This window comes from Aromatoleum toluclasticum ATCC 700605, from assembly GCF_000378245.1.
In the GTDB taxonomy this organism is placed as follows: domain Bacteria; phylum Pseudomonadota; class Gammaproteobacteria; order Burkholderiales; family Rhodocyclaceae; genus Aromatoleum; species Aromatoleum toluclasticum.
Genome location: NZ_KB899494.1, coordinates 87476 through 110694 on the forward strand (window position 1 = coordinate 87476; position 23219 = coordinate 110694).

22 protein-coding genes are annotated in these 23219 nt (G+C 66.3%); 17 read left to right on the plus strand and 5 right to left on the minus strand.

Annotated elements, in window-relative coordinates:
• Window positions 1-143: 143 nt before the first annotated feature.
• Complete coding sequence (locus F464_RS0108025) at window positions 144-1442, plus strand: tetratricopeptide repeat protein (RefSeq protein WP_018989278.1); 1299 nt, start codon at window positions 144-146, stop codon at window positions 1440-1442.
• On the opposite strand, the gene F464_RS29850 is transcribed toward F464_RS0108025, so the two are convergent.
• Window positions 1439-2860: a rhomboid family intramembrane serine protease gene (locus F464_RS29850; RefSeq protein ID WP_084600442.1), complete on the minus strand. Its 1422-nt coding sequence runs from the start codon at window positions 2858-2860 to the stop codon at window positions 1439-1441. The two genes, F464_RS0108025 and F464_RS29850, sit on opposite strands and share 4 nt — an antisense overlap.
• A gap of 138 nt (window positions 2861-2998) precedes the next feature.
• Here F464_RS29850 and F464_RS30260 point away from each other — a divergent pair, with 138 nt between their 5' ends.
• Window positions 2999-4366 carry a DUF805 domain-containing protein gene (locus F464_RS30260; protein WP_018989280.1) on the plus strand — a complete coding sequence of 456 codons (1368 nt, stop codon included), beginning with the start codon at window positions 2999-3001 and terminating at the stop codon, window positions 4364-4366.
• Window positions 4367-4472: 106 nt separating this feature from the next.
• Window positions 4473-4637: a hypothetical protein gene (locus tag F464_RS30870; protein ID WP_157353610.1), complete on the plus strand. Its 165-nt coding sequence runs from the start codon at window positions 4473-4475 to the stop codon at window positions 4635-4637.
• Window positions 4638-4712: 75 nt separating this feature from the next.
• Here the strand turns inward: F464_RS30870 and F464_RS29855 are convergent, their stop codons facing one another.
• Genes F464_RS29855 through dsrO form a run of 4 tightly spaced genes read right to left on the minus strand, consistent with a single transcriptional unit; the run spans window position 4713 to window position 9627 of the window.
• Window positions 4713-5393 carry a TorD/DmsD family molecular chaperone gene (locus F464_RS29855; protein ID WP_018989282.1) on the minus strand — a complete coding sequence of 227 codons (681 nt, stop codon included), beginning with the start codon at window positions 5391-5393 and terminating at the stop codon, window positions 4713-4715.
• Window positions 5390-7915 (minus strand): molybdopterin-containing oxidoreductase family protein, encoded by a 2526-nt coding sequence (locus F464_RS0108050; protein ID WP_018989283.1) that lies wholly within the window; start codon window positions 7913-7915, stop codon window positions 5390-5392. Before F464_RS0108050 ends, F464_RS29855 begins: the two co-directional genes overlap by 4 nt.
• 12 nt (window positions 7916-7927) lie before the next feature.
• Window positions 7928-8881 (minus strand): NrfD/PsrC family molybdoenzyme membrane anchor subunit, encoded by a 954-nt coding sequence (nrfD, locus tag F464_RS0108055; RefSeq protein ID WP_018989284.1) that lies wholly within the window; start codon window positions 8879-8881, stop codon window positions 7928-7930.
• Window positions 8882-8883: 2 nt separating this feature from the next.
• Entirely contained in the window at window positions 8884-9627 is a 744-nt protein-coding gene (gene dsrO, locus F464_RS28035; RefSeq protein ID WP_018989285.1) for a sulfate reduction electron transfer complex DsrMKJOP subunit DsrO, read from the minus strand.
• A 311-nt stretch (window positions 9628-9938) separates the two neighbouring features.
• Between dsrO and F464_RS0108065 the strand changes: the two genes are divergently transcribed.
• The 14 genes from F464_RS0108065 to atpG all read left to right on the plus strand — a co-directional run bounded on the left by F464_RS0108065 (window position 9939) and on the right by atpG (window position 23198).
• Window positions 9939-10808, plus strand: a complete 870-nt coding sequence (locus F464_RS0108065) for a substrate-binding domain-containing protein (RefSeq protein ID WP_018989286.1) — start codon at window positions 9939-9941, stop codon at window positions 10806-10808.
• Between the two features lie 2 nt (window positions 10809-10810).
• Window positions 10811-12277, plus strand: coding sequence for a sensor histidine kinase (locus F464_RS0108070; RefSeq protein ID WP_018989287.1), 1467 nt, complete (start codon window positions 10811-10813; stop codon window positions 12275-12277).
• Window positions 12274-13614: a sigma-54-dependent transcriptional regulator gene (locus tag F464_RS0108075; protein WP_018989288.1), complete on the plus strand. Its 1341-nt coding sequence runs from the start codon at window positions 12274-12276 to the stop codon at window positions 13612-13614. Before F464_RS0108070 ends, F464_RS0108075 begins: the two co-directional genes overlap by 4 nt.
• Window positions 13615-13778: 164 nt before the next feature.
• Entirely contained in the window at window positions 13779-15710 is a 1932-nt protein-coding gene (gene mnmG / locus F464_RS0108080) for a tRNA uridine-5-carboxymethylaminomethyl(34) synthesis enzyme MnmG (RefSeq protein WP_018989289.1), read from the plus strand.
• On the plus strand, window positions 15707-16342 hold the full coding sequence (gene rsmG, locus F464_RS0108085; RefSeq protein ID WP_018989290.1) for a 16S rRNA (guanine(527)-N(7))-methyltransferase RsmG: 636 nt from the start codon (window positions 15707-15709) through the stop codon (window positions 16340-16342). Before mnmG ends, rsmG begins: the two co-directional genes overlap by 4 nt.
• Window positions 16343-17113, plus strand: a complete 771-nt coding sequence (locus F464_RS0108090; protein WP_018989291.1) for a ParA family protein — start codon at window positions 16343-16345, stop codon at window positions 17111-17113. It begins immediately after the preceding gene.
• A gap of 28 nt (window positions 17114-17141) precedes the next feature.
• Window positions 17142-18002 (plus strand): ParB/RepB/Spo0J family partition protein, encoded by an 861-nt coding sequence (locus tag F464_RS0108095; protein ID WP_026295843.1) that lies wholly within the window; start codon window positions 17142-17144, stop codon window positions 18000-18002.
• 202 nt (window positions 18003-18204) lie between these two features.
• The gene (locus F464_RS0108100) at window positions 18205-18546 is read left to right on the plus strand and encodes an ATP synthase subunit I (RefSeq protein WP_018989293.1); all 342 of its coding nucleotides are present in this window, start codon (window positions 18205-18207) and stop codon (window positions 18544-18546) included.
• 2 nt (window positions 18547-18548) lie between these two features.
• Window positions 18549-19379 carry a F0F1 ATP synthase subunit A gene (gene atpB / locus F464_RS0108105; protein WP_018989294.1) on the plus strand — a complete coding sequence of 277 codons (831 nt, stop codon included), beginning with the start codon at window positions 18549-18551 and terminating at the stop codon, window positions 19377-19379.
• A 59-nt stretch (window positions 19380-19438) separates the two neighbouring features.
• Window positions 19439-19684, plus strand: coding sequence for a F0F1 ATP synthase subunit C (atpE, locus tag F464_RS0108110; protein WP_002925444.1), 246 nt, complete (start codon window positions 19439-19441; stop codon window positions 19682-19684).
• Between the two features lie 58 nt (window positions 19685-19742).
• Window positions 19743-20216, plus strand: coding sequence for a F0F1 ATP synthase subunit B (locus F464_RS0108115; protein WP_018989295.1), 474 nt, complete (start codon window positions 19743-19745; stop codon window positions 20214-20216).
• Between the two features lie 3 nt (window positions 20217-20219).
• A complete protein-coding gene (locus tag F464_RS0108120; protein WP_018989296.1) occupies window positions 20220-20756 on the plus strand; it encodes a F0F1 ATP synthase subunit delta in 537 nt (178 codons plus the stop codon).
• 12 nt (window positions 20757-20768) lie between these two features.
• Complete coding sequence (gene atpA, locus F464_RS0108125) at window positions 20769-22307, plus strand: F0F1 ATP synthase subunit alpha (RefSeq protein ID WP_018989297.1); 1539 nt, start codon at window positions 20769-20771, stop codon at window positions 22305-22307.
• 21 nt (window positions 22308-22328) lie between these two features.
• Entirely contained in the window at window positions 22329-23198 is an 870-nt protein-coding gene (gene atpG / locus F464_RS0108130) for a F0F1 ATP synthase subunit gamma (RefSeq protein ID WP_018989298.1), read from the plus strand.
• The last annotated feature ends 21 nt before the right edge of the window (window positions 23199-23219 follow it).

Consider the following 23219-nt stretch of genomic DNA (forward strand, 5'->3'; position numbering starts at 1 on the left):
GGTTGGCAACCTTGGCTTGTGCACCGGGCCGTTCCCGCGGCGTCGCTTGGGGTCGGGAACAACGTATTTCGGCATATTCCGCTGTCCCCGCCGCAGAACCGTGGAATAGACTCCGGGCTGTGCTCCCGCGACCTGCAGCCCCGATGCCTCCCTCACCTGCGATCCAGCCTTACTGGCGCCGCTTCGGCAGCTTCTTCCTTTATCCGCTCTCGCTCGAGCCGCTGCTCGCCTGTCTCGGCATCGGCGCCCTCGCCGGTCTGGCGGGGGGCGTGTTCTTTCCCGCCAATCTGGTCCTGCAACTCGTCGTTCTCGTGGCGACGCTGCGCTACGGCTACAAGGTGCTGGAGCTCACCGCGCGCGGGCACCTCGACGAGGCCCCGGTGCTCCTGCATGGGGGGCACGGCGGCAAGTACCTTCCCTACAAGCAGTTCGTCGTCATCGCGATCGGGCTGAGCCTGAGTGCGTACGCGGCGAGCATCGGCGGGGGGCACCTCGCGATGGTCCTTCTAGTGCTTCTCGGCTTGCTGCTCCCCGCCAACACGATGCTGCTTGCCCTCACGAACGACCTCGGGGAGTCGATCACCCCGCCGCGCCTGTGGGCCCTCATCCACCGCATCGGCATGCCTTATCTCGGCCTGTGTGCCTGTCTGCTGCTGCTCTCGTCGAGCAGTGCGGTCCTGCTCGGCTGGCTCGTTCCGGTCGTGCCGTCCGCTTTCGTCGGCGCGCTCGGCGGCTTTCTGGGAGCCTATTTCACCGTCGTGATGTTCCGCCTCATGGGCTATGCGCTCTACCAGTACCACGACGTGCTCGGTGTCGCGGTCGATGTCGGCTTCGAGCGCCAGACGGCCGCCGCAGTGCGTACCGATCCGGCCACACAGCGTACTGCCGAGACCGCGACCCTGATACGCGAAGGTCGATTCGCCGACGCGATTGCGCTCGCGCGCAGCGAACTCGCCGAGAGGCCGGGCGACACGACGGCCAACCTGCGTCTGCACCGCCTGCTGTGCGCGGTGCCGGGGGAAGAGCGCACGATGCTGGCGCATGCCACCGAATGGCTGCCAGCGCTTCTGCGGGGTGGCAGGGAACGGGTCGCGATCGATGTCGTCGAGGCCATCTGGCGGCACGAGCCCGATTACAGCCCCGCGCTCGGCTTCTTCGTCCTGCCTCTTGCGCAGGCTTTCTTCGACGCGAGGCGCTACGACGCCGCGGCGAGGCTGATCAAGGGCTTCGATCGCCGCTTCCCGGGCCATGCCGACACCCCTGCAGTGTATCTGCTGGGTGCCCGCCTCCTGATCGAACATCGGCGCGACGAAACCCAGGCCCGCCGCGTGCTGGCAGCCCTTCGCGAGCACTATCCCGAAAGTGCTGCCGCAGCGGAGGCGGCGCGGCTGGGCGAATTGCTCGACCGGCTGGCCGCCGCGAACGCTGCCGGAGCCTGCTAGCGTGGACGTTCGACGGCAGCCAGCAGCCGTCGCAGCGGTGCTGCCCGTTCCGCAAGGCCCCGCGCATCGAAGGCGCGCCCCAGCCGTCCGGCGAGGCGCACAGCGATCGCCCGCTGTTCGGGGCGGGGGAAGAAGCGTTGCACCAGGCGCTCGGCGACGTCCAGTTCGCCGGCGTCGATCAGGCCACCGGTCAGCGCCTCCCACTGTCCGGGCGTAAGCGCAGGCAGGACGCTCGCGTCCCCGTTCAGCGCCTCGCCCAGCAGCTTCGCGTTCAGCGTTTGGGGATCGGCTGCGGCAGCTTCCAGAATCCGCCGGCGGGCGTCGCTCTCCAACTCGACCTGGCGCGCGAGGCGGGCGACCCGCCAGTACTCCGCGGCGAACTTCGCACTCACGCCCTCGTGCTCGTCGAACATTTTCCGGTACTGCAGGGCGGCGAGCCCGAACTGCATCGCCGCGACATGCTTCTCCGCTCGGGCGCGCAACGCCGAAATCACCTGCTCGGCGTCCTGTCGATGCACGAGTTCCGCGCTCCGGCCGTGCCTGCGCCAGCGGTACAGGGCGATCAGCAGCGCTCCGCTGATCAGGCCGGCGAAGTGCGCCAGATAGTTCACGTTGCCGTCGCGGTCGAGAACGAAGTTCTGCAGCAGCTCGTTTCCCAGCCATAGCGGCAGGATCGCGAGGGCCGGTCCGCGCACGGTGCCGAAGAAGAACAGGAGCCAGTAGAAGAACTCGATCCGGCGGCGGCCGAACAAGCCCAGGTAGGCGGCCATCACGGCCGAAATCGCCCCCGAGGCGCCCAGCGACAAGCGGTGCCCCGTGGCGGGAAGAAGCAGGTCCGGCAGCGCCGCGCCCAGACCTCCGAGTAGATAGAGGGCGAGGAAGCCGAGCGGCCCGAGGGCGGCTTCGACCGTGTAGCCGACGACGAACAGGACGGCCATGTTCCCGCTCAGGTGCAGGATGTCGCCGTGCAGGAACATGTGCGTCAGCAGCGTCGCCGGCCGCGGCTGCTGCCCTTCAAGGGCGAAGCGCTCGGTCAGCACACGTGCGCGCAGCGTCTCGTAATGGGCCCGTTGCGCCCGCCACGTCGGGTAGTCGGGACTGTCCGAGGTAATCACGCGCCCCATGCGCAGCGCTTGCATGAAGTCCCGGTCGGCCTCCATCTCCTGCAGCAAGGCAGCGTCGTTTCTCTGCGCCGATGCACGTCCCTCGCCCCCCTTCCGCCGGCCGAGTTCGGCACGGTAGGCCGCGCCCTCGGTTCCGGCCAGTCCGGATTGCTGGTAATACCGCCTCGCCGCCTCTGCCCGCTCCGCGTCGCCGCCTTGCATCAGGAACGCAATCAGGCAAAGCAGCATGATCGACAGGGTTGCCAGCGGGGGGCGGGTCCAGTCGGGCCGGGCGGGAAGGGGAAGGATCAGCATCGGGACCTGGGGAAGCAGCCGGGAGCCGGTAGATTATACGGAGTGCATGCGCGGAACCGGGCGGAATGCGTCCTTTGCAGGCAGAATGCCGCCTTTCGACGTTATTCCATACGACCGATGACAAACCATTGCAGGGTGATGATTTCCGGCCGCACGCTTTCCGGGGCGACGCTGAATGATGTGCGGGCGGCGGTCGGTCGTGCCTTCCAGCTGCAGGACGGGCAGCTCGACCGCATGCTGTGCGGACAGCCTGTCGCGGTTTCGCGCCGCGCGAGCCCGGAAGCGGCCGCAAAGCTCGTCTCCCGCCTGCAATCGCTCGACCTCGAAGCCTACGTCGAATCGCTCTCCGCCGGGGATGTGCCGCCGGTTCAGCCCTCGGCGGAGCCGATCGCAGCGACGCCTGAGCCGGTCGAGCGATCGGCGGTGCCCGTCGAGCCCGGCAACGCGACCGAAGACCGGCAACCCGGTGAACTCTTCGCCCTGGCTCGACCCAGCACGCCTTCGCCGGATGCCCTCTCGCAGGGTCTCGCACCGCAGGGGGCGGATGCCGAAGTGCAGTGCCCCAAGTGCGGCGAAGCACAGCCCAAGCGCACCTTGTGCCGCAAGTGCGGCCTTGACATGCCGCGCTACGCTGCGGCGCAGGAGGCGCTCGAGCGCGAGGCGCGCGAACAGCGCGCTGCCGAAATCGCTGCGCGCACCCAGACCCCGGGCCGGGGACCGCGCGCTGCAAGCGGGGCGAGTGCCGGACTCCTGGGTGTGGGGTTCTCGGGTCGGCTGGGCAGGCTCGACTACTTCACGAGTTCGCTCGTCAGCACGATGCTGTGGCTCGTTTTCGTTCTGATCGCGGCGAAGACGGGCAAGGCTACCTTCGCCGGCTTCGGCATGTTCCTGTCCGCGATCTACGGCGTCCGCTGCATCGCCCTGAGACTGCACGACACCGGCCGCAACGGCTGGCTTTCACTGATTCTCTTCGTCCCCGTGCTCGGCGGCCTTATGGCGCTCGCGCTGTTGTTCCTGCGCGGGGACAACGACGATAACGAGTATGGCACGGTGCCGGCCGATGGCGGCGGCAGGCGTGCCGTCGTCGCGCTCGCCGCCGTGCTCGCGCTCGGAACCCTCAGTTACCGCAACATCGCCGGTGACCCCGAGAGTGCAGCCCGCTTCCTCGGCGCGATGGGCTCCGTCGAGAACGGTGCCGGATCGCACGCCGCGGGCGCGGCGGGGAGCGTCGCGGCGGCCCGCTATGCCAGCAACAACCGCATCGATATCTACGTGATCACCGGATGCGCCGACTGCGACGACATGCGCGAGTGGCTCGACGACAACGGCCTGCGATACACGGCATATGCGGTCGACAAGGACCAGGGGGCGGCCGAACGCCTGCACTCGATCGTCGCCGGCAACGGAGAGGCCCGCATCCAGTTGCCGGTGCTCGAAGTGAACGGCAAGGTGCTCCCGGGCAATCCCGACGTCGATGCCGTTCATCAGCAGCTGCGCCAGGAATGATTCCGCTGCGGAAGGGAAGGCAGCGGTCCGCCGCCGGGATGAGCCTGCCGAGACCGATCGCAAGGTCATGCCGGGCGCCGCGCGAACGGACGGAGTGACGGGCATCATGAGCGGTTGGTCGATCGGGGCGGGACGCGGTCTGGGACGGAAGCTGGGAATGGCCGGGCTGCTGCTCGGCCTGCATTGCGCGAGCGGCTTCGCGATCGAACACCCGCGCGGAGCGATGGAGGGGCTGATCGAGGCGCAGGTGATCCGTCTCGCCCGCCGCTGAGCAGGCACCGGGGCGAAGGGGGCGGGCGAATTCCGGCGGCCCGCCTTTCCTCCCCAAACCGGGGTGCGTCATGCGCTATCCCTCCCGTTTCGAGTCATCGTTGTCGGCCTCGGCCAGGAAGGCCTTCGCAAGCGCCGCGAGCGACCGGTAGAGCCGTGCATCCGGGTGTGCCGAGACGCGGTCGAGAAAGCGCGGAGCCCATCGGCCGAGATGGCGCCCCAGAAACTCGCGCTGGTAGCGCGCGGCGTCGCGCGCGCAGGCGGCTTCGCCCGTCTCCAGCGCGAACGCCTGCTCGCGCGCCAGATGGCCGAGGAACTCCAGCTCGATGCTGAAATGGTCGGGTTCCATCCGCAGCGCATCGGCGAGGCGGAAGCCGGTCCGTTCGTAGAAGTCGCGCACGTCCGCCGTCTCGGGCCCGCGCAGGATGCCCGAGCCGCCCGCGAGCTGCACGGACTCATGCGGCGAGACGAGCACACCGGGCAGCAGGAAGAGGCGGGCGAACTCGACCGCCACCTCATCGGCGAGATCCTTCTCGTCGAACCCGCCGAAAAGGGCTTCCTGCGTCAGCCCGATGTCGGCGAGGGCGTCGGCGAGCGCCCCGGTACGCAGCGCGGACAGCGCGGCGGCGTCGGGCGCGTGGCGGAAGAGGCCCGACAGGAGGTCGAAGATCGCCGCGCGGGCGCGGATCGCCTGCATGGCGTCCGCGTCCTCGCTGACCGCCTCGGACCGCAGGGTGTCACGGTCGGTCGCGCTCATGCCTTGACAACCTTGACGACGGTGTCCATCCAGCGCTGCTCGCCGTTGATCGGATCGGGCGAGTTCGGAATGATCCAGTTCGGATGCACGCCGTGGTCCCCCTTCCACCAGATGCGCTCGAGATCGGCGTCATTGTCGGTCGCGGTGGGCCCCCGCTTGCCGGAGGCGTAGCGCCCGTATTCCCAGTGGCCGCAGTGGTGGGAGATCGCGATCACGCCCACATTCACGGCCGGCGTGACCTTCGCCTCGGTGACGATCTCGCCGACGACCGAGCTGACCTTGATCCGGTCACCGTCCCGGATCTCGCGCCGGGCGGCGTCGGCCGGGTTTATCCAGGCCGGATTTTTGTGATAGAGCTCGGTGAGGTACTTGCAGTTGGGCGAACGCGAGTGGATCTGGGTCGCGACCTTGAAGGTCGTCAGCACCAGCTCGTCCGGCGTCATGCGCTCGTGCTCCGGCACCGCCATCCAGGTCGGCATCGGCGCGAAGCCCTTCTCCGCCAGGATCGCGGAATGGACCTCGAACAGCCCCGACTTGTTGACCTTGTCGGGCGGGAAGCCCCTGACGACCCGCTCACCGATGCGCTGGCCGACGTAGGCCTTGTAGGCGCCCTTGACGTGGGCATACCCCGTCTTGAGGGCCTCTGCGCGGCTATCGACGTGCGCCTTCTGCCAGTCCCAGTACACACCGGTCGCTTCATCGAAGACCACCGAGTCCTTCTGGTAGTCCTCGGCTTTGATCTCGCGCCGATAGCTGAAATACACAGGGCTTGCCTTCGGGTCGTGGTACACGCCGTTCTGCTTCATGTACTCGAAGCCCCCTACGGCCGCAACGGCGGGCGTCATTTCGCAGGACAGGCGGACGAACTCTTCCTTGGACGCGTAGCCGAGCGGCGTGCCGAGGCGCTCGGCCAGTTCGCACACGACGTCGCCGAAGTCGCGTGTCTCGCCCATCGGCTTCACCGCCGGCTGGCGGATGTAGAACTCGGGGATCTGCACCGGCGAGACCATGTCTTCCCAGTCCCAGCGCTCGACATAGGTCGGCTCCGGCAGGATCAGGTCGGCGAGGGCGGCCGATTCGTCGTAGAAGGGATTGATATTGACGTGGAAGGGGATCAGCGTCTCGTCCTTCAGGATGTCGATGTTCTCCTGCACGTTGCCGTTGGCATAGGCCGGGGTGTACTTGTAGCAGATGTAGATTTCCGGCCGTCCGGCGCTGCCGTCCTTGATCATCTTCAGGACTTGATGGCTCATGTGGTGCGTCGGCAGGGCCGCCGCCCCTTTCGGGCCATCGGCGATCGCGAGCTTGCGTGCCTTCGGCAAATTCTCCGGCCCCTTCGGGAACTGCCACTTCGGTTCGATCGCCTTGCAGCGTCCGCCGGGGTTGTCGATGTTGCCGGTGATCGCCGCCAGCGTCTGGATTGCGCGCTCGGTCTCGTTGCCGTTGTAGTGCGCGATCGCGCCGCGGTAGCTGATCACGCAGGCCGGATGCGCCGTCGCGAACTCGCGCGCGAGGCGGCGAATCGTCTGCGCCGGCACGCCCGAGAGCTTCTCGGCCCATTCGGGCGAGTACGGTTCGAAGTGCGCCTTGAGCGCCGCGACCTTCTCGTCGAGGCTCGCTTCGCGCTTGTCGGTGACCTTGCAGTATTCGAGGAAGGCTTCGCCGTCACCCTTGTGGAGGTCTTCGCCCATCACGACGTGGCACATCGCGAGCACGACCGCCAGATCGGTGCCCGGCTTGATCGGCACCCATTCGGAGGATTTCGCGGCGGTGTTCGAGAGGCGTACGTCGAAGGTCACTAGCCGCACGTTGCGCTCCGCGATCGCGCGGATCAGGCGATGCGAGGTCGGGACGTGGTTGGTGCCCGCTTCGAAGACGTTCGAACCGAAATTCAGCACGAAGCGCGTATTGTCGAAATCCCAGCTGTCATAGTGTGCACCCCAGGTGAGCTCCTGCGCGGTCCACTTGCCGCCCTCGCAGATCGACGTGTGGTCACCGATGGTGCCGGTGCCGACTACCGCGAGAAAAGTGTTCACCATCTTGCTGGTGGACGACTTCATGCGCCCGTACTGGAACATCACCTTTTCCGGTTCGCCCTTGTCCATCAGGGCCTTGATCCGCCCGGCCAGCTCGCCGAGGGCCTCGTCCCAGGAAATCTGCTTCCACTTCCCTTCGCCGCGCTTGCCGACCCGCTTGAGCGGATACAGGATGCGGTCCGGGTCGTTCGGCTGGTTGACGCCGCCCTGGCCCTTGGCGCACATCACACCTTCCGAGCGGATCGACTTCAGCTGGCCTTCGATCTTGACCACCCGGCCGTCCTCGACGTAGGTGACGTTCGGGCAGCGCGTCACGCATTGGTAGCACGCGCTCGGCACTGCCTTGCGTTCGCGGCCGGTCTTGCGGGAGAAGTCCTGGTTGCCCCACACCAGCGTGTCGCCGGCCTTGCCCAGCGTCGGCGCGCCGGCGAGACCGGCCGCGGCCGAGGCGACACCCAGTTTCAGGAAATGACGACGATCGAACATGGCTTGACTCCTTCAGATTCCAACCGGGCCGGTCATCTGGCCGGCGATGACGACGACGTAGCGGAGCATGAAGCCGCCGACCAGCACCAGCACGCAGATGGCGACCTCCATGCGGCGCGGGATCGCGAACGGGCGCTGGTAGAGCAGGGTCGGCAGCACGTACTTCATCTCGATCAGGCCGGGCAGCACCAGCCCGAGCAGCACGAATCCGAACCAGAACAGCGCGCTCATCTCGCCGCCCAGGATCACCGACATGGCCGTCTTGACGTTGCCGACGGTCAGATGGCCGAACATCAGGAACAGGAAGATGACGACGACCTCGAGCCCGATCAGCAGCATGTCGGAGGAGCTGAGCATGTAGCTGTGCCGCTCGAAGTTGTCCGGGCTGATGATGCCGCGATGGGCGAACAGCGCCCGCACCAGCAGGATCGCCGCGACGCCGGTCGAAAGTGCCGAGACCATGAACAGCATCGCGAGGATCGGCGAGTTCCAGAACGGCCGCGCGGGCATCGCCCCGAGCAGCACCCCGGTGTAGAGCGCCACGGCGAGGCCGAGCGGTACCATCGCCCAGGCGAGCTTCTTGCGCAGCGTTTGCAGCGCGTCGCCGGGCGCCGCGTCGGGCCGCAGGAAGGTGTAGGCGTAGGCGAGGCTCACCAGGATGAAGAGCGCCAGCACCCATGAGCCGATCGACATCGGCGACAGGTTGATCGTCCGGAACAGGTTGATGAAACGGAAGTAGTGCCCCGTCTGGAAGGAGCCCAGCTCGAGCACGATCATCCCCGTGCCGAGGATCACCAGCACCGGTGCAAGCAGTGCGCCCCAGCGCGCGAAGCGGAAATTCGAGCCGGCCAGGTCGCCGCCGCCGCTGCGCAGGAAGATCGAGGCGCTGACAGCGCCGGCACCGGCACCCATGCCGCCCAGGAACAGGTACAGGATGACGGGAAGTCCCCAATTCAGTTCATGCATGGCTAGACCCTCTCTTTCTGGCGACGATTGGTTTCGATGCGGATGTAGATGCTCTGGCGCGCCGCATCGCGTGCATCCGTGTGATCGGCGTCGATGTAATAGACCATCGGCTCGGTGCCCATCTCGGGCCGCAACACCGAAGTGGCATTGCTCGAGAGCAGCCGGGAGACTTCGCTTGCCGGGTCGTTGAGGTCACCGAAGATCCGGGCGCGGCCCTGGCAGGTATTGACGCACGCCGGCACCAACCCCTGCTCGACGCGGTGCAGGCAGAAGTCGCACTTGTCGGCGGCCCCCGTCACCGGGTTGATGAAGCGCATGCCGTAGGGACAGGCCTGCACGCAATACTTGCAGCCGATGCACACGTCTGCGTCGACGACGACGATGCCGTCCTGGCTGCGCTTGTATGTCGCCCCGGTCGGACAGACCGCGACGCACTGCGGCTTCTCGCACTGGTTGCACAGGCGGGGCAGGAAGCTGCGGCGCACGTTCGGGAAGTTGCCCTTCTCGATGAACTCGACCCAGCTGCGGGTCTCGCCGAGCGGCACCTCGTTCTCCGTCTTGCAGGCGACGCTGCACGCCTGGCAACCGACGCAGCGGCGGGTGTCGATGACCATCGCGTAACGCTTCGGACGATCGGCCGATGTCACCACGCCGGGCAGCGCCGTGGCCGTGGCCACCGCCGCCGATCCGCCCGCCACCTTCAACAGGAATTCGCGGCGGGACGCCTTGGGGGTATGTTCACTCATGGATCTGCCTCCGGAGATGAGATTCGAACGACGCCGGCGCACGGATCGCTCCGCGTGCGCTACGATGGGCGGCGACATCGACGCTGTCGAGGAAGGCATAGCATCCATCGTGCCAACATGGTCTTAATGCGCAAAGTACTGATTGAAAACAGAAAATTATTCTGGCTGGGCGAGCCCGGCCGAAGCAGTCCTTGCGTTCAGTTACGTTTTGGTAACGATGGGCGACACCGGACGGATTTGGTTACGAACTCGGAACAAGTACCGGAGGAAGCCCGGTGAATAGGTTTCGTGGGCGTAACAGGCGTCTCTGCTTGCGCGCCCTGGCCGCCCTGCCGCTCGTGTGGCGCGGCGGCTCGGTCGGCCTCGCCCGCGCGCAGCACGGCTCGCACCCGAATAGCGCGCCGCTGCGCGTCGGCCTCACGCCCGCCTTCCTGCACGACAGTCACACGGTGGTCGAACGCTGGCGGGACTACCTGATTCGCCACCTCGCCCGTCCGGTCGAATTCGTGCTGCGCGACAGCTACCGCGAAACGATGGACCTGTTCCGGCTCGGGCAGCTCGATTTCGCCTGGATCTGCGACTATCCGTATCTGCAGCTTCGGCGGCAGGTGCGCCTGCTCGCGGTGCCGCTGTTCCGGGGGCGGCCCGAATACCGCTCCTACCTCATCGTCAATGCCGCCGATTCCGCCACGCACTCCATCGCGGACCTGCGGGGCAAGCTGTTCGCGTTCGCCGACCCGCTGTCCAACACGGGCTATCTGGTGCCGCGTTACCAACTCCACCTCATCGGAGAGACGCCCGAGCGCTTCTTCGCGAAGCACTTCTTCACCTTCGGACACCGCAAGATCGTCGAGGCGGTCGCGAGCGGGCTGGCCGATGCCGGCGCGGTCGACAGCTTCGTCTGGGAGACGCTCGCAGAGCTCTCGCCGACGCTCACCGGCCGCACCCGCGTCGCATGGCGCTCGGCGCCGTTCGGCTTTCCCCCCCTTGTCGCCCATCGCGAACGCGTCGGCGAGGAGCCCTTCGGGGCCATGCAGCGCGCGCTGCTTTCGATGCGAGACGATCCGGAAGGGCGCGATCTGCTCGCGGACCTGAACATCGACGGTTTCATCGCCGGCGCGCCGGAGCTCTACGACGGCGTGGCGAAGATGATGCGCGCCCTCGGCGAACCGCCGGACTGAAGATGCTGCGACGACTGCTCGATCTCAGTATCCGCCACAAGTTGCCGATCTGGGGCGCGGCGCTGATCCTGGCGTCCTCGTTGTCGGTGCTCGGCGCATCGCTCTACAACGCCTACCTTGCCCAGCGCGAGGCCGTGCTGAGCAGCGCCGACAGCCTCGCCACGGCCCTGTCGCGAACCATCGCACCGGCGATGCTGCACGACGAGGTCTGGCGTGCATACGAACTCGTGCGGGCGCCTTTTCGCGACGGGGCCGAGCGCCGGCACGGCCTGCGTCCGGCGCTCGCATTCGCGATCGACAATGAATCGAGGGTGTATGTGGCGAGCGATCCGCAGGTGCTCAGGATGCTCTCGCCCCTGGCGGATGCGGGTGCCGAGTTCTCGAGCCTCGCGCGGGCCCTCGCCAGCCAGTCGGTGACGCCCTATGCGATGATCGAACCCGAGGAATCGACGCGACTCTTCGTCGCGGTACCCATTGCCGATGGCGACCGGGCGCTCGGCACCCTGATCCTGGCCTATTCCAAGCCGGCGCTGGCCGAGATGTTCGCGCCGAGCATCGAGCGCGGGCTGATGATCGGGCTGCTCGCGCTCGCCTTGCTGCTGCCCTTCAACTGGTACTGGGGGCGCCGGCTGGCAACGCCGCTGGCGCAACTGGCCCGCCAGATGGAGGCGCTCAAGCGCGGCCTGCCCCGCGTCGAGGAGCGCTCCAGCTACGACTTCCGGGACGAGGTGGGGCTGCTGTTCGAAGCCTTCGACCGGATGGTGCAGGCGCTGCGCGAGAAGGCGCTGCTAGAACAGGGCATCGTCAGCGCCGAGCGTCTCGCGGCGATCGGCCGGCTCACCGCCGCGATCGCGCACGAGATCAACAACCCCCTGGCCGGCATGCTCACCGCTGTCGACACCCTCAAGGAGCGGCGCACCTTCGACGAGCGGACCCGGCGCACGCTGGGCCTGGTCGAGCGCGGCCTGTTGCAGGTGCGCGACACGGTCGGGGCGCTGCTCGTGGAGGCGCGCTGCGAGCGCCGCGAACTGGCGCGTGCCGATATCGAGGATCTCGCGACGCTGTTGCAGCCGGCGGCGCAGAAGGCCCGCGTCGAGCTGTCGGTGCCGGTCGAGCTCCCGGTGTCGGTGCCGCTGCCCGCCGCGCAGGTCCGCCAGTTGCTGATCAACCTCACCAGCAACGCCATCCAGGCCGCCGGCGAAGGCGGCTGGGTGCGGGCGGTCGTGCGTGCAGGTGCCGCCGAGCTGCACATCGAGGTCGCCAACGGCGGACCGCCGATTGCGCCCGAAAGGATGGCGCACCTGTTCGAACCCTTCGTATCCTATCGCCCGGGCGGCCACGGCCTGGGCTTGTGGGTCACTTATCAACTGGTGAAGCAGATGGAGGGCTGGATCGAAGTGCGATGCGAGGACGACGCCGTGCGTTTCCTTGTCGGGCTTCCGCTGGCCGACGGGGGGCCTTCGACATGAGCTATCGCGTGTGCCTGATCGAGGACGACGAACTGCTCGGCGAGGCGCTGGTCGAGCGGCTGGAGCTCGCCGGTTTTGCCTGCACCTGGCACAAGACCGGCGCGAGCGCCCTGCGCGCCCTGCGCAATCGCTGCTGCCACGTCGTCGTCAGCGACATCCAGCTGCCCGACATCGACGGCGAGACGCTTTACCGCAAGGTCACCGCCGAGGCCGTGCCCCCTCCGTTCCTGTTCATCACGGGCTTCGGCGGCGTCGACCAAGCGGTCCGCCTGCTGAAGCTCGGCGCCGAGGACTACCTCACGAAGCCCTTCGACGTGCCGCAATTGATCGAGCGCCTGCAGGCCTTGTGTGCCCGCTTGGCGCCTGCGGGCGGCGCGATCCCGCTCCTGGGCGTCTCGCCCGGCATGCGGGCGATCGAGGCCAGCCTGCCGCGCATAGCGGCGAGCGCCAGCACGGTGCTGATACGCGGCGAGTCGGGGGTAGGCAAGGAGTATGTGGCCCGCGCGCTGCATGGTGCCGGCGAAGCGGACGGACAGCGTCCCTTTGTTGCAGTCAACTGCGGCGCGATTCCCGAGACCCTGATGGAAGCCGAGCTGTTCGGGCACACCCGCGGGGCCTTCACGGGCGCCGTCCGCGACAAGCGCGGCGTGTTCGAGCAGGCCGCGGGCGGCACGCTATTCCTCGACGAGATCGGCGATATGCCTCCGCTCATGCAGGTCAAACTGTTGCGGGCGTTGCAGGAGCGACGGGTGACGCCGCTGGGGGCGGAGCGCGATGTCGCCGTCGACCTGCGCCTGGTCTGCGCGACCCATCGCGACCTCGCGGAGATGGTCGCAGAGGGGACGTTCCGCGAGGATCTCTACTATCGCGTCAATGTGGTTGCCGTCGAGGTCCCGCCGCTGCGCGAACGGCCCGAGGACATCCTGTGGCATGCGCGCAGGATCCTCGACGATCTCGCCGCTGCAGGGAGTGTGCGTGCTTGCGCATTGAGTCCGCTCGCGGAAAAGGCGTTGCTCGCCTATCCCTGGCCCGGCAACATTCGCGAGTTGCGCAACCGGCTGGAACGTGCCAGCGTGCTCGCCCCCTCGGCCGTGCTGACCCCCGAAGTCCTGTTCGGCGACGCATGGCGCGAGCGCGCCGTCCCGTTTGGCGCGCCTCCCACCGAACGGCTCGTGGATCATCTCCAGCAGTGCGAGCGCGATTACATCTTGCGCGTTCTCGACGAGCATGGCGGTCGCATCGGCGACAGTGCGGCGGCACTCGGGATCAGCCGCAAGACCCTCTGGGACAAGATGAAGAAGCTGGGCCTGTCCGGCGACGGCGGTCCCGCCGCCTGATCCCTTCGTCCGGGCCTCTCGGGCGCGCCGCGCGGGCGACGCGTTCGTGCAAGTCACTGTTTGTTATCCGCTTTTCTGTGGAACACCAGTGCGGAACACTAGGCTTTCGCACTGCAACAGCGTAACATCTCCCGTCTTTCGCTTCATCCGCGCCGGGGTGCGCCATGCTCTATCCCTCCCGTTTCGATGTCATCGTTGTCGGTGGCGGCCATGCCGGCACCGAAGCCGCCCTCGCGTCCGCGCGCATGGGGGCAAAAACGCTGCTGCTCACGCACAACATCGAAACCCTCGGCCAGATGAGCTGCAACCCGTCGATCGGCGGCATCGGCAAGGGCCACCTCGTCAAGGAAGTCGACGCGCTCGGCGGCGCGATGGCAGCCGCCACCGACGAAGGCGGCATCCAGTTCCGCATCCTCAACGCCTCGAAGGGCCCCGCCGTGCGCGCGACCCGCGCCCAGGCCGACCGCGTGCTGTACAAGGCGGCGATCCGCCACCGCCTCGAGAACCAGCCCAACCTGTGGCTGTTCCAGCAGGCCGTCGACGACATCACCGTCGCCGGCGACCGCGTCACCGGCGTGGTCACGCAGATCGGCCTCGCCTTCGAGGCGCCCGCCGTCGTGCTCACCGCCGGCACCTTCCTCAACGGCCTCGTGCACGTCGGCCTCGAACACTACTCCGCGGGCCGCGCGGGCGATCCGCCCGCGATCTCGCTCGGCCAGCGCCTCAAGGAACTCAAGCTGCCGCAGGGGCGGCTGAAGACCGGCACGCCGCCGCGCCTGGATGCGCGCACGATCGACTTCTCGGTGATGCAGGAGCAGCCCGGCGACGACCCCGTGCCGGTGTTCAGCTTCCTCGGTTCCGCTGCGCAGCACCCGCGCCAGCTGCCGTGCTGGATCACGCACACCAACGCCCAAACCCACGACATCATCCGCGCCAACCTCGACCGCTCGCCGATGTACTCAGGCGTCATCGAAGGCGTCGGCCCGCGCTACTGCCCGTCGATCGAGGACAAGATCCACCGCTTCGCCGACAAGGACAGCCACAACATCTTCCTCGAGCCAGAAGGCCTGACGACGCACGAGATCTACCCCAACGGCATCTCGACCTCGCTCCCCTTCGACGTCCAGCTCGCCGTCGTGCGCTCGATCCGCGGCCTCGAGAACGCCCACATCCTGCGCCCCGGCTACGCCATCGAGTACGACTACTTCGACCCGCGCAACCTCAAGTCCAGCCTCGAGACCAAGACCTTCCACGGCCTCTTCTTCGCCGGCCAGATCAACGGCACCACGGGCTATGAGGAAGCCGCCGCGCAGGGACTGCTCGCCGGCGCCAACGCCGCCCTGCAGGTGCAGGGGCGCGAAGCCTGGTGCCCGCGCCGCGACGAGGCCTATCTCGGCGTGCTCGTCGACGACCTCATCACCCGCGGCGTCGCCGAGCCCTACCGCATGTTCACCTCGCGCGCCGAATACCGCCTGTCGCTGCGCGAGGACAACGCCGACCTGCGCCTGACCGAAAAGGGCCGCGAGCTGGGGCTGGTCGATGACGTGCGCTGGGAAGCCTTCTGCCGCAAACGCGAAGCGATCGAACGCGAAACCGCGCGCCTCAAGGCCACGTGGGCGAATCCCGAACGCGTGCCCGTGGCCGACGCCGAACGCGTCGTCGGCAAGGCGCTCGAACGCGAATACCGCTTCTTCGAGCTGCTGCGCCGCCCGAATACCCGTTACGTCGACCTGATGACCCTGCCCGGCGCGCCCGAGGCGCCCGAGACCGACCCCCAGGTCATCGAGCAGCTCGAGATCGCCGCCAAGTATCAGGGCTACATCGACCGTCAGCAGGGCGAAGTCGCGAAACAGCTGCAGGCCGAATCGACGCGCCTGCCCGCCGATCTCGACTACGCCGAGGTGCGCGGCCTGTCGAAGGAAGTGCAGCAGAAACTCAACCTGCACAAGCCCGAAACGATCGGTCAGGCCGGCCGCATCCAGGGCGTGACGCCCGCCGCGATCTCGCTGCTGCTCGTGTGGCTCAAGCGCCGCGAACTCGCCGCACGCAACCGGAACACGGTTGGCAACGAGCCGACGCACGCGAAAACCGCATGAGTGCAATGACGCTGGAAAGCGGCCTCGCCGCAATGGGCCTGGACCTGCCGCCCGAGGTGCGGGCGAAGCTCCTCGCCTTCGCCGCGCTGCTCGCGAAGTGGAACAAGGTCTACAACCTCACCTCGATCCGTGATGCCGGCCAGATGCTCACGCATCACCTGCTCGACTCGCTGGCGGTCCTGCCGCAGCTCGCAGGCATCGAACGCCTCGCCGACGTCGGCTCCGGCGGCGGCCTGCCGGGCATCCCGCTCGCGATCGCCACGCAGGGGCGCGCGCCGGCGCTCGCGATCACGTCGATCGAGACCGTCAACAAGAAGGCGAGCTTCCAGCAGCAGGCGAAGATCGAACTGGGGCTCGCGAACTTCGATGTCCTGAACGAGCGTGTCGAGAACGTGCGCCCCGACGCCCTCTTCGACGCCATCATCTCGCGCGCCTTCTCCGAACTCGCCGACTTCGTCGGCCTCACGCAGCACCTGCTGCGTCCCGGCGGTCGCTTCCTTGCCATGAAGGGCGTGTATCCTCATGACGAAATCGCGCGCCTGCCCGCCGACTTCCGCGTCGTCGAGGCCGTGCCGCTGACGGTGCCGGGACTCGGCGCCGAACGACACCTGATCATCGTGGAAAAGAGCTGAATGGCCCGAATCTTCTGCGTCGCCAACCAGAAAGGCGGAGTCGGCAAGACCACCACCTGCGTGAACCTCGCCGCCGCCCTGCACCTCGCCGGCCAGCGCACGCTGCTCATCGACCTCGATCCGCAGGGCAACGCCACGATGGGCAGCGGCATCGACAAGCGCACGATCGCGAAATCCGTCTACCACGTGCTGGTCGGCCTCGCGACCCTCGACGAGGCGCGCGTCGCCTCGCCCTCGGGCGGCTACGATGTCCTGCCCGCGAACCGCGACCTCGCCGGTGCCGAAGTCGAGCTCGTTGACCTCGAGCGCCGCGAGAACCGCCTGCGCGACGCCTTCAGGCAGTTCGACGCCGACTACGACTTCGTCCTCGTCGACTGCCCGCCCTCGCTGTCCATGCTCACGTTGAACGGCCTGTGCGCCGCCGACGGCGTCGTCATCCCGATGCAGTGCGAGTACTACGCGCTCGAAGGCCTGTCCGACCTGGTGAACACGATCAAGAAGGTGCACGCCAACCTCAACCGCGAGCTCAAGATCATCGGCCTGCTGCGCGTCATGTTCGACGCGCGCATGACCCTGCAGCAGCAGGTCTCCGCCCAGCTCGAGAGTCATTTCGGCGACAAGGTGTTCGACGCCATCGTTCCGCGCAACGTGCGCCTGGCGGAAGCCCCGAGCCACGGCATGCCCGGCGTCGTGTTCGACCGCGGCGCCAAGGGCGCGCAGGCCTACATGGCCTTCGCGAATGAAATGATCGAACGCGTGAAGACGCTGTAACCCGCCCATGATCCAGCAGGCAAAGCCCATGTCCCGACCCAAACTCAAAGGCCTAGGCCGAGGCCTCGACGCCCTGCTCGCGGCGAACAACGACGACGAAACCGCAGGAGCGCTGCAGACCCTCGATGTCTCCGCGTTGCGCCCAGGCAAGTACCAGCCGCGTACGCGCATGGACCCCGGATCGCTCGAGGAGCTCGCCGCCTCGATCAAGGCTCAGGGCGTGATGCAGCCCATCCTCGTGCGCCCGGTCGACGGCAGCGGTTACGAGATCATCGCCGGTGAACGCCGCTGGCGCGCCGCACAGATCGCCGAACTTGGCGAAGTGCCCTGCCTCGTGCGCGAGATCCCGGACGAGGCCGCGCTGGCGATGTCGCTCATCGAGAACATCCAGCGCGAGGACCTCAATCCCCTCGAGGAAGCGAGCGGCATCCAGCGCCTCATCGACGAGTTCGGCATGACCCACCAGCAGGCCGCCGACGCCGTCGGCCGCTCGCGCCCGGCGGCGTCCAACCTGCTGCGCCTCCTGAACCTCGCGCGCCCGGTGCAGGAACTGCTGATGGCCGGCGACATCGACATGGGCCATGCCCGTGCCATCCTCCCGCTCGACGGCGCCAACCAGATCCAGCTCGCCAACCAGGTCGCCGCGCGCGGCCTGTCGGTGCGCGACACCGAACGCCTCGTGCAGCAGAGCGTCAATCCGCGCCCCAAGAAGCCGACGCAGGCCCCCGACCGCGATCTCCAGCGCCTCGAGGAGGAAACCGCCGACCTCATAGGGGCGACCGTCCGCATCAAGGCCAACCGCAAGGGCGCGGGAGAAATCACCCTGCAGTTCGGCAGTCTCGACCAGCTCGACGGCCTCCTCGCCCGTCTGCGCGGCCCCCTCGACTGACGCGGGGCGGAACGCCCCCCCCCGAGGTGTCAGGCAGGCCCGCAAGCTACGCAGTTCTGCGTATCTTGTATAAGATGCAGGACTAGGCGGAACTTTCATGCTGCACTGCGATACATATTTGACTTTGTTACGGTTAACCCCTAGTATTCGCAAAATTTTGAAGGCGGTCGGTGCCTGAAAGGCACGGCGCGGCGGCAGATCCATGCTGAAGATGGTTTTACTGCAGTTGGGCGCAACGATCGTGGCAACGGCCATTGCGGCCGTTTTTTTCGGCCCTGCCGGGGCGGTCTCCGCGGCATTCGGAGGTCTGTCCTGTGTGCTCCCGAGCGCCCTGTTCGCGCTGCGGCTGCACGTCGTCGCACAGCGTGGCGGGTCAGGCCATGTGGCAGCTTTTTTTGTCGGCGAGTTCCTCAAGGTCGCGTCGATAGTGGGATTGTTGGTGCTGGTCGGGCTGCTGTATGAAGACGTCCACTGGGGTGGCCTCTTCATTGGCCTGATCCTGGCACTGAAGGCGAATTTATTTGCATTTTTGGTGAAGACCTGAATATGGCTACCGAAGCACCCACCGCAGGCGAGTACATCGTCCACCACCTCACCCACCTCAACTCTACCGGTCACGCCCAGAAGGCGGTCATCGACTGGAGCGTGTGGAACCTCGACACCCTGTTCTTCTCGATCTTCCTGGGCGTCGTCACCCTGTTCTTCCTGATCCGTGCCGCCAACAAGGCGACGGCCGGCGTGCCGGGACGCTTCCAGGCCGCCGTCGAGATCCTCGTCGAGATGGTCGCTGATCAGGCCAAGGGCATCGTGCATAGCGCCGAATCGCGCAAGTTCGTCGCCCCGGTCGCGCTCACCGTGTTCCTGTGGATTTTCGTCATGAACTCGATGGACTTCCTGCCGGTCGATCTGCTGCCCAAGATCTGGCAGGTTACGACGGGTGATTCGCACGCGTACCTGCGCGTCGTGCCGACAGCCGACCTGAACGGCACCCTCGGCATGTCGATCGGCGTGCTGCTGCTGTGCCTCTACTACAACATCAAGATCAAGGGCATGTCGGGCTGGGTGCACGAGCTCTTCACCGCGCCCTTCGGCGGTCACCCGCTGCTGTACCCGGTGAACTTCCTGATGCAGATGATCGAGTTCCTCGCCAAGACCGTTTCCCACGGCATGCGACTGTTCGGCAACATGTATGCCGGCGAACTGATCTTCATGCTCATCGCGCTGCTCGGCGGCACCGCCACCGTCTTCGGTTTCGTTGGCCACATCATCGCCGGTTCGATCTGGGCTGTGTTCCACATCCTGATCGTCGCGCTGCAGGCCTTCATCTTCATGATGCTGACGCTGGTGTACATCGGCCAGGCTCACGAAAGCCACTAACCGTTTTATAGTCGTAACTGGTTTCTTTTTAACTTCAATCTCTTACTTAAGGAGTCGTCATGGAAAACGTTCTGGGTTTTGTTGCGCTGGCTGCTGGTCTGATCATCGGTCTGGGTGCTATCGGTGCTTGTATCGGTATCGGCATCATGGGTTCCAAGTACCTTGAAGCCTCGGCCCGTCAGCCCGAGCTGATGAACGCGCTGCAAACCAAGATGTTCCTCCTCGCCGGTCTGATCGACGCTGCGTTCCTGATCGGCGTCGGTATCGCGATGATGTTCGCCTTCGCCAACCCGTTCCAGCTCTGATCGGTTCGCTCATTTGGCCACCATCGGCCTCATTGAACACAACTGAGGAGCAAGAACAGTGAATCTGAACGCAACCCTGATAGCCCAGCTCGTTGTGTTCTTCATTCTGGCGTGGGTCACGATGAAGTTCGTGTGGCCCCCCATCGTGAAGGCACTCGACGAGCGCGCGAAGAAAATCGCGGACGGGCTGGCGGCTGCGGACAAGGCAAAGGCCGACCTCTCTCATGCCGAGAAGAAGGTCGTCGAAGAGCTGCGCAAGGCCCGCGAATCCGCGGGTGACGTGCGCGGCGCTGCCGAAAAGCAGGCAGCCACCGTCATCGACGAAGCCCGCGCCGAAGCCGCGCGCATCATTGCCCAGGCGCGTGAAGCCGCGCAGGGCGAAGCCGGCGCTGCGGCACAGCGCGCCAAGGAAGCCCTGCGCGACCAGGTCGCGAATCTGGCCGTTGCCGGCGCCGAGCGCATCCTGCGCCGCGAGATCAACGCCCAGGTGCACGCCGACCTGCTCGCCAACCTGAAACAGGAACTGCAATAAGTCATGGCCGAGAACGTCACCATCGCGCGCCCCTATGCGGATGCCGCCTTCGAGCTGGCCCGTGGGGCAGGTGCGCTGGGGCCTTGGTCGGAAGCACTCGATCGGCTGGCCGCGATTGCCGCGGACAGCTCGATGCGGGCCTGCATCAGTGATCCGAAACTGTCGGCGCAGCAGCTGTACCAGCTGTTCCTCGACGTTGCGGGTCAGGGCCTGACCCCCGAACTGCAGAATTTCGTTCGTGTCCTCGTGGATAACGAGCGCTTGCAGGTGCTTCCGGAGATCCGTGACCTGTTCGTCGATCTCAAGAACGAACATGAGGGCGTCAAGGAGGCGGAAATCGCCTCCGCCTTCCCGCTCGACGATGCGACCCTGGCAACGCTGAAATCCGATCTTGAATCCCGTTTCAAGACCAGGCTGAACATCAGCGTGAGCCTCGACCCCGAACTTATCGGCGGGGTCCGTATCGCCATCGGCGACGAAGTGATCGACGCCTCGGTCCGCGGCAAACTCGCGAACATGGCCGCTGCGCTAAAGAACTAGGAGCATACCCAGATGCAACTCAACCCCTCTGAAATCAGTGATCTGATTAAGAGCCGGATCCAGAACCTGCAGCTCGCAGCCACGTCGCGCAACGAGGGTACGGTGGTGTCGGTTACCGACGGCATCACCCGCGTCCACGGCCTGGCGGATGTCATGCAGGGCGAAATGCTGGAATTCCCTGGCAACACCTTCGGCCTCGCGCTGAACCTCGAGCGCGACTCGGTCGGCGCGGTGGTTCTCGGCGAGTACGAGCACATCACCGAAGGCGATTCCGTCAAGGCGACGGGCCGCATTCTCGAAGTGCCGGTCGGTCCCGAACTGATTGGTCGCGTCGTCAACGCCCTGGGTCAGCCCATCGACGGCAAGGGCCCGATCAACGCCAAGCTGACCGACAAGATCGAAAAGGTCGCGCCGGGCGTCATCTGGCGTCAGTCGGTGTCGCAACCGGTGCAGACCGGTCTGAAGTCGGTCGACTCCATGGTGCCGATCGGCCGTGGCCAGCGCGAGCTGATCATCGGTGACCGCCAGACCGGCAAGACCGCCGTGGCCGTTGATGCGATCATCAACCAGAAAGGCCAGGACATGTTCTGCGTCTACGTTGCGATCGGCCAGAAGGCCTCGACGATCGCCAACGTGGTGCGCAAGCTCGAAGAGCACGGCGCGATGGAATACACCATCGTCGTCGCCGCGACCGCGTCCGAGTCCGCCGCGATGCAGTTCATCGCCCCGTACTCGGGCTGCACGATGGGCGAGTACTTCCGCGACCGCGGGCAGGACGCGCTGATCATTTACGACGACCTGACCAAGCAGGCCTGGGCGTACCGCCAGATCTCGCTGCTGCTGCGCCGCCCGCCGGGCCGCGAAGCCTACCCGGGCGACGTGTTCTACCTGCACTCGCGTCTGCTCGAGCGCGCCTCGCGCGTCTCCGCCGAGCACGTCGAGAAGTTCACCAACGGCGAAGTCAAGGGCAAGACCGGTTCGTTGACCGCGCTGCCGATCATCGAAACGCAGGCCGGCGACGTTTCCGCGTTCGTTCCGACCAACGTGATCTCGATCACCGACGGCCAGATCTTCCTCGATACCGACCTCTTCAACGCCGGTATCCGTCCCGCGATCAACGCCGGTATCTCGGTGTCGCGCGTCGGCGGCGCCGCGCAGACCAAGGTCGTCAAGAAGCTCTCCGGCGGTATCCGTACCGACCTCGCGCAGTACCGCGAACTCGCGGCCTTCGCGCAGTTTGCGTCGGACCTCGACGATGCGACGCGCAAGCAGCTCGAGCGCGGCCGCCGCGTGACCGAACTGATGAAGCAGGTCCAGTACGCGCCGATGTCGATCGCCGAAATGGCCATCACCCTGTTCGCGGTGAACAACGGCTACTTCGACGATGTCGAGGTTCCCCGTCTGCTGGCCTTCGAATCCGCGCTGCAGCAGTTCGTCAAGACGAAGAACGCCGCGCTGGTCGCCAAGATCCTGTCCGCCAAGGAGCTCGACGCCGACGGCGAGAAGCAACTCGTCGCCACGATCGAAGAGTTCAAGAAGAGCTGGGCCTAAGGCCGCGGACGGAGACGGAATATGGCTAGCGGTAAGGAAATCCGTACCAAGATCAAGAGCGTGCAAAACACGCGCAAGATCACCAAGGCCATGGAAATGGTGGCCGCATCCAAAATGCGCAAGGCGCAGGACCGGATGCGTGCTGCCCGTCCCTATGCCGAGAAGATCCGCCGACTCGCCGCGAACCTGTCCCAGGCCAATGTGACCGACTACAAGCACCCGTTCCTGGTCCAGAAGGCCCAGGTCAAGCGGGTGGGCCTGATCCTCGTCACTACCGACAAGGGTCTGTGCGGCGGTCTCAACACCAACATCCAGCGTGTCGCGCTAAACGCGATGAAGGAATGGAGCGCCAGCGGCGCTTCCGATATCCGTGCCTGCTGCATCGGCAACAAGGGTTTCGGCTTCATGCAGCGTATGGGCGCGAACGTCGTGTCGCATGTCGTGCAGATGGGCGACACGCCGCACCTGGAAAAGATGATCGGCCCGGTCAAGGTCATGCTCGACGCGTTCCAGAACGGCGAGCTCGACGCGGTCTACATTGCCTACACGCGCTTCATCAACACGATGAAGCAGGAGCCGGTGCTGGAGCAGCTGCTTCCGCTGTCCGGCGAGCAGCTGGGCACGCCGGAAAGCTCGTGGGACTATCTCTACGAGCCGGACCCGCAGGTGGTCATCGACGAAATGCTCGTGCGTTACGTCGAGGCGCTGGTGTACCAGGCTGTCGCCGAGAACATGGCTTCCGAACAGAGTGCGCGAATGGTGGCAATGAAGGCCGCCTCCGACAATGCCAAGACCGTGATTGGCGACCTGCAGCTGGTCTATAACAAGACCCGCCAGGCAGCGATCACGAAGGAGCTGTCGGAGATCGTCGGCGGCGCCGCCGCGGTGTAACGGAATATTGATTTAAGGAAA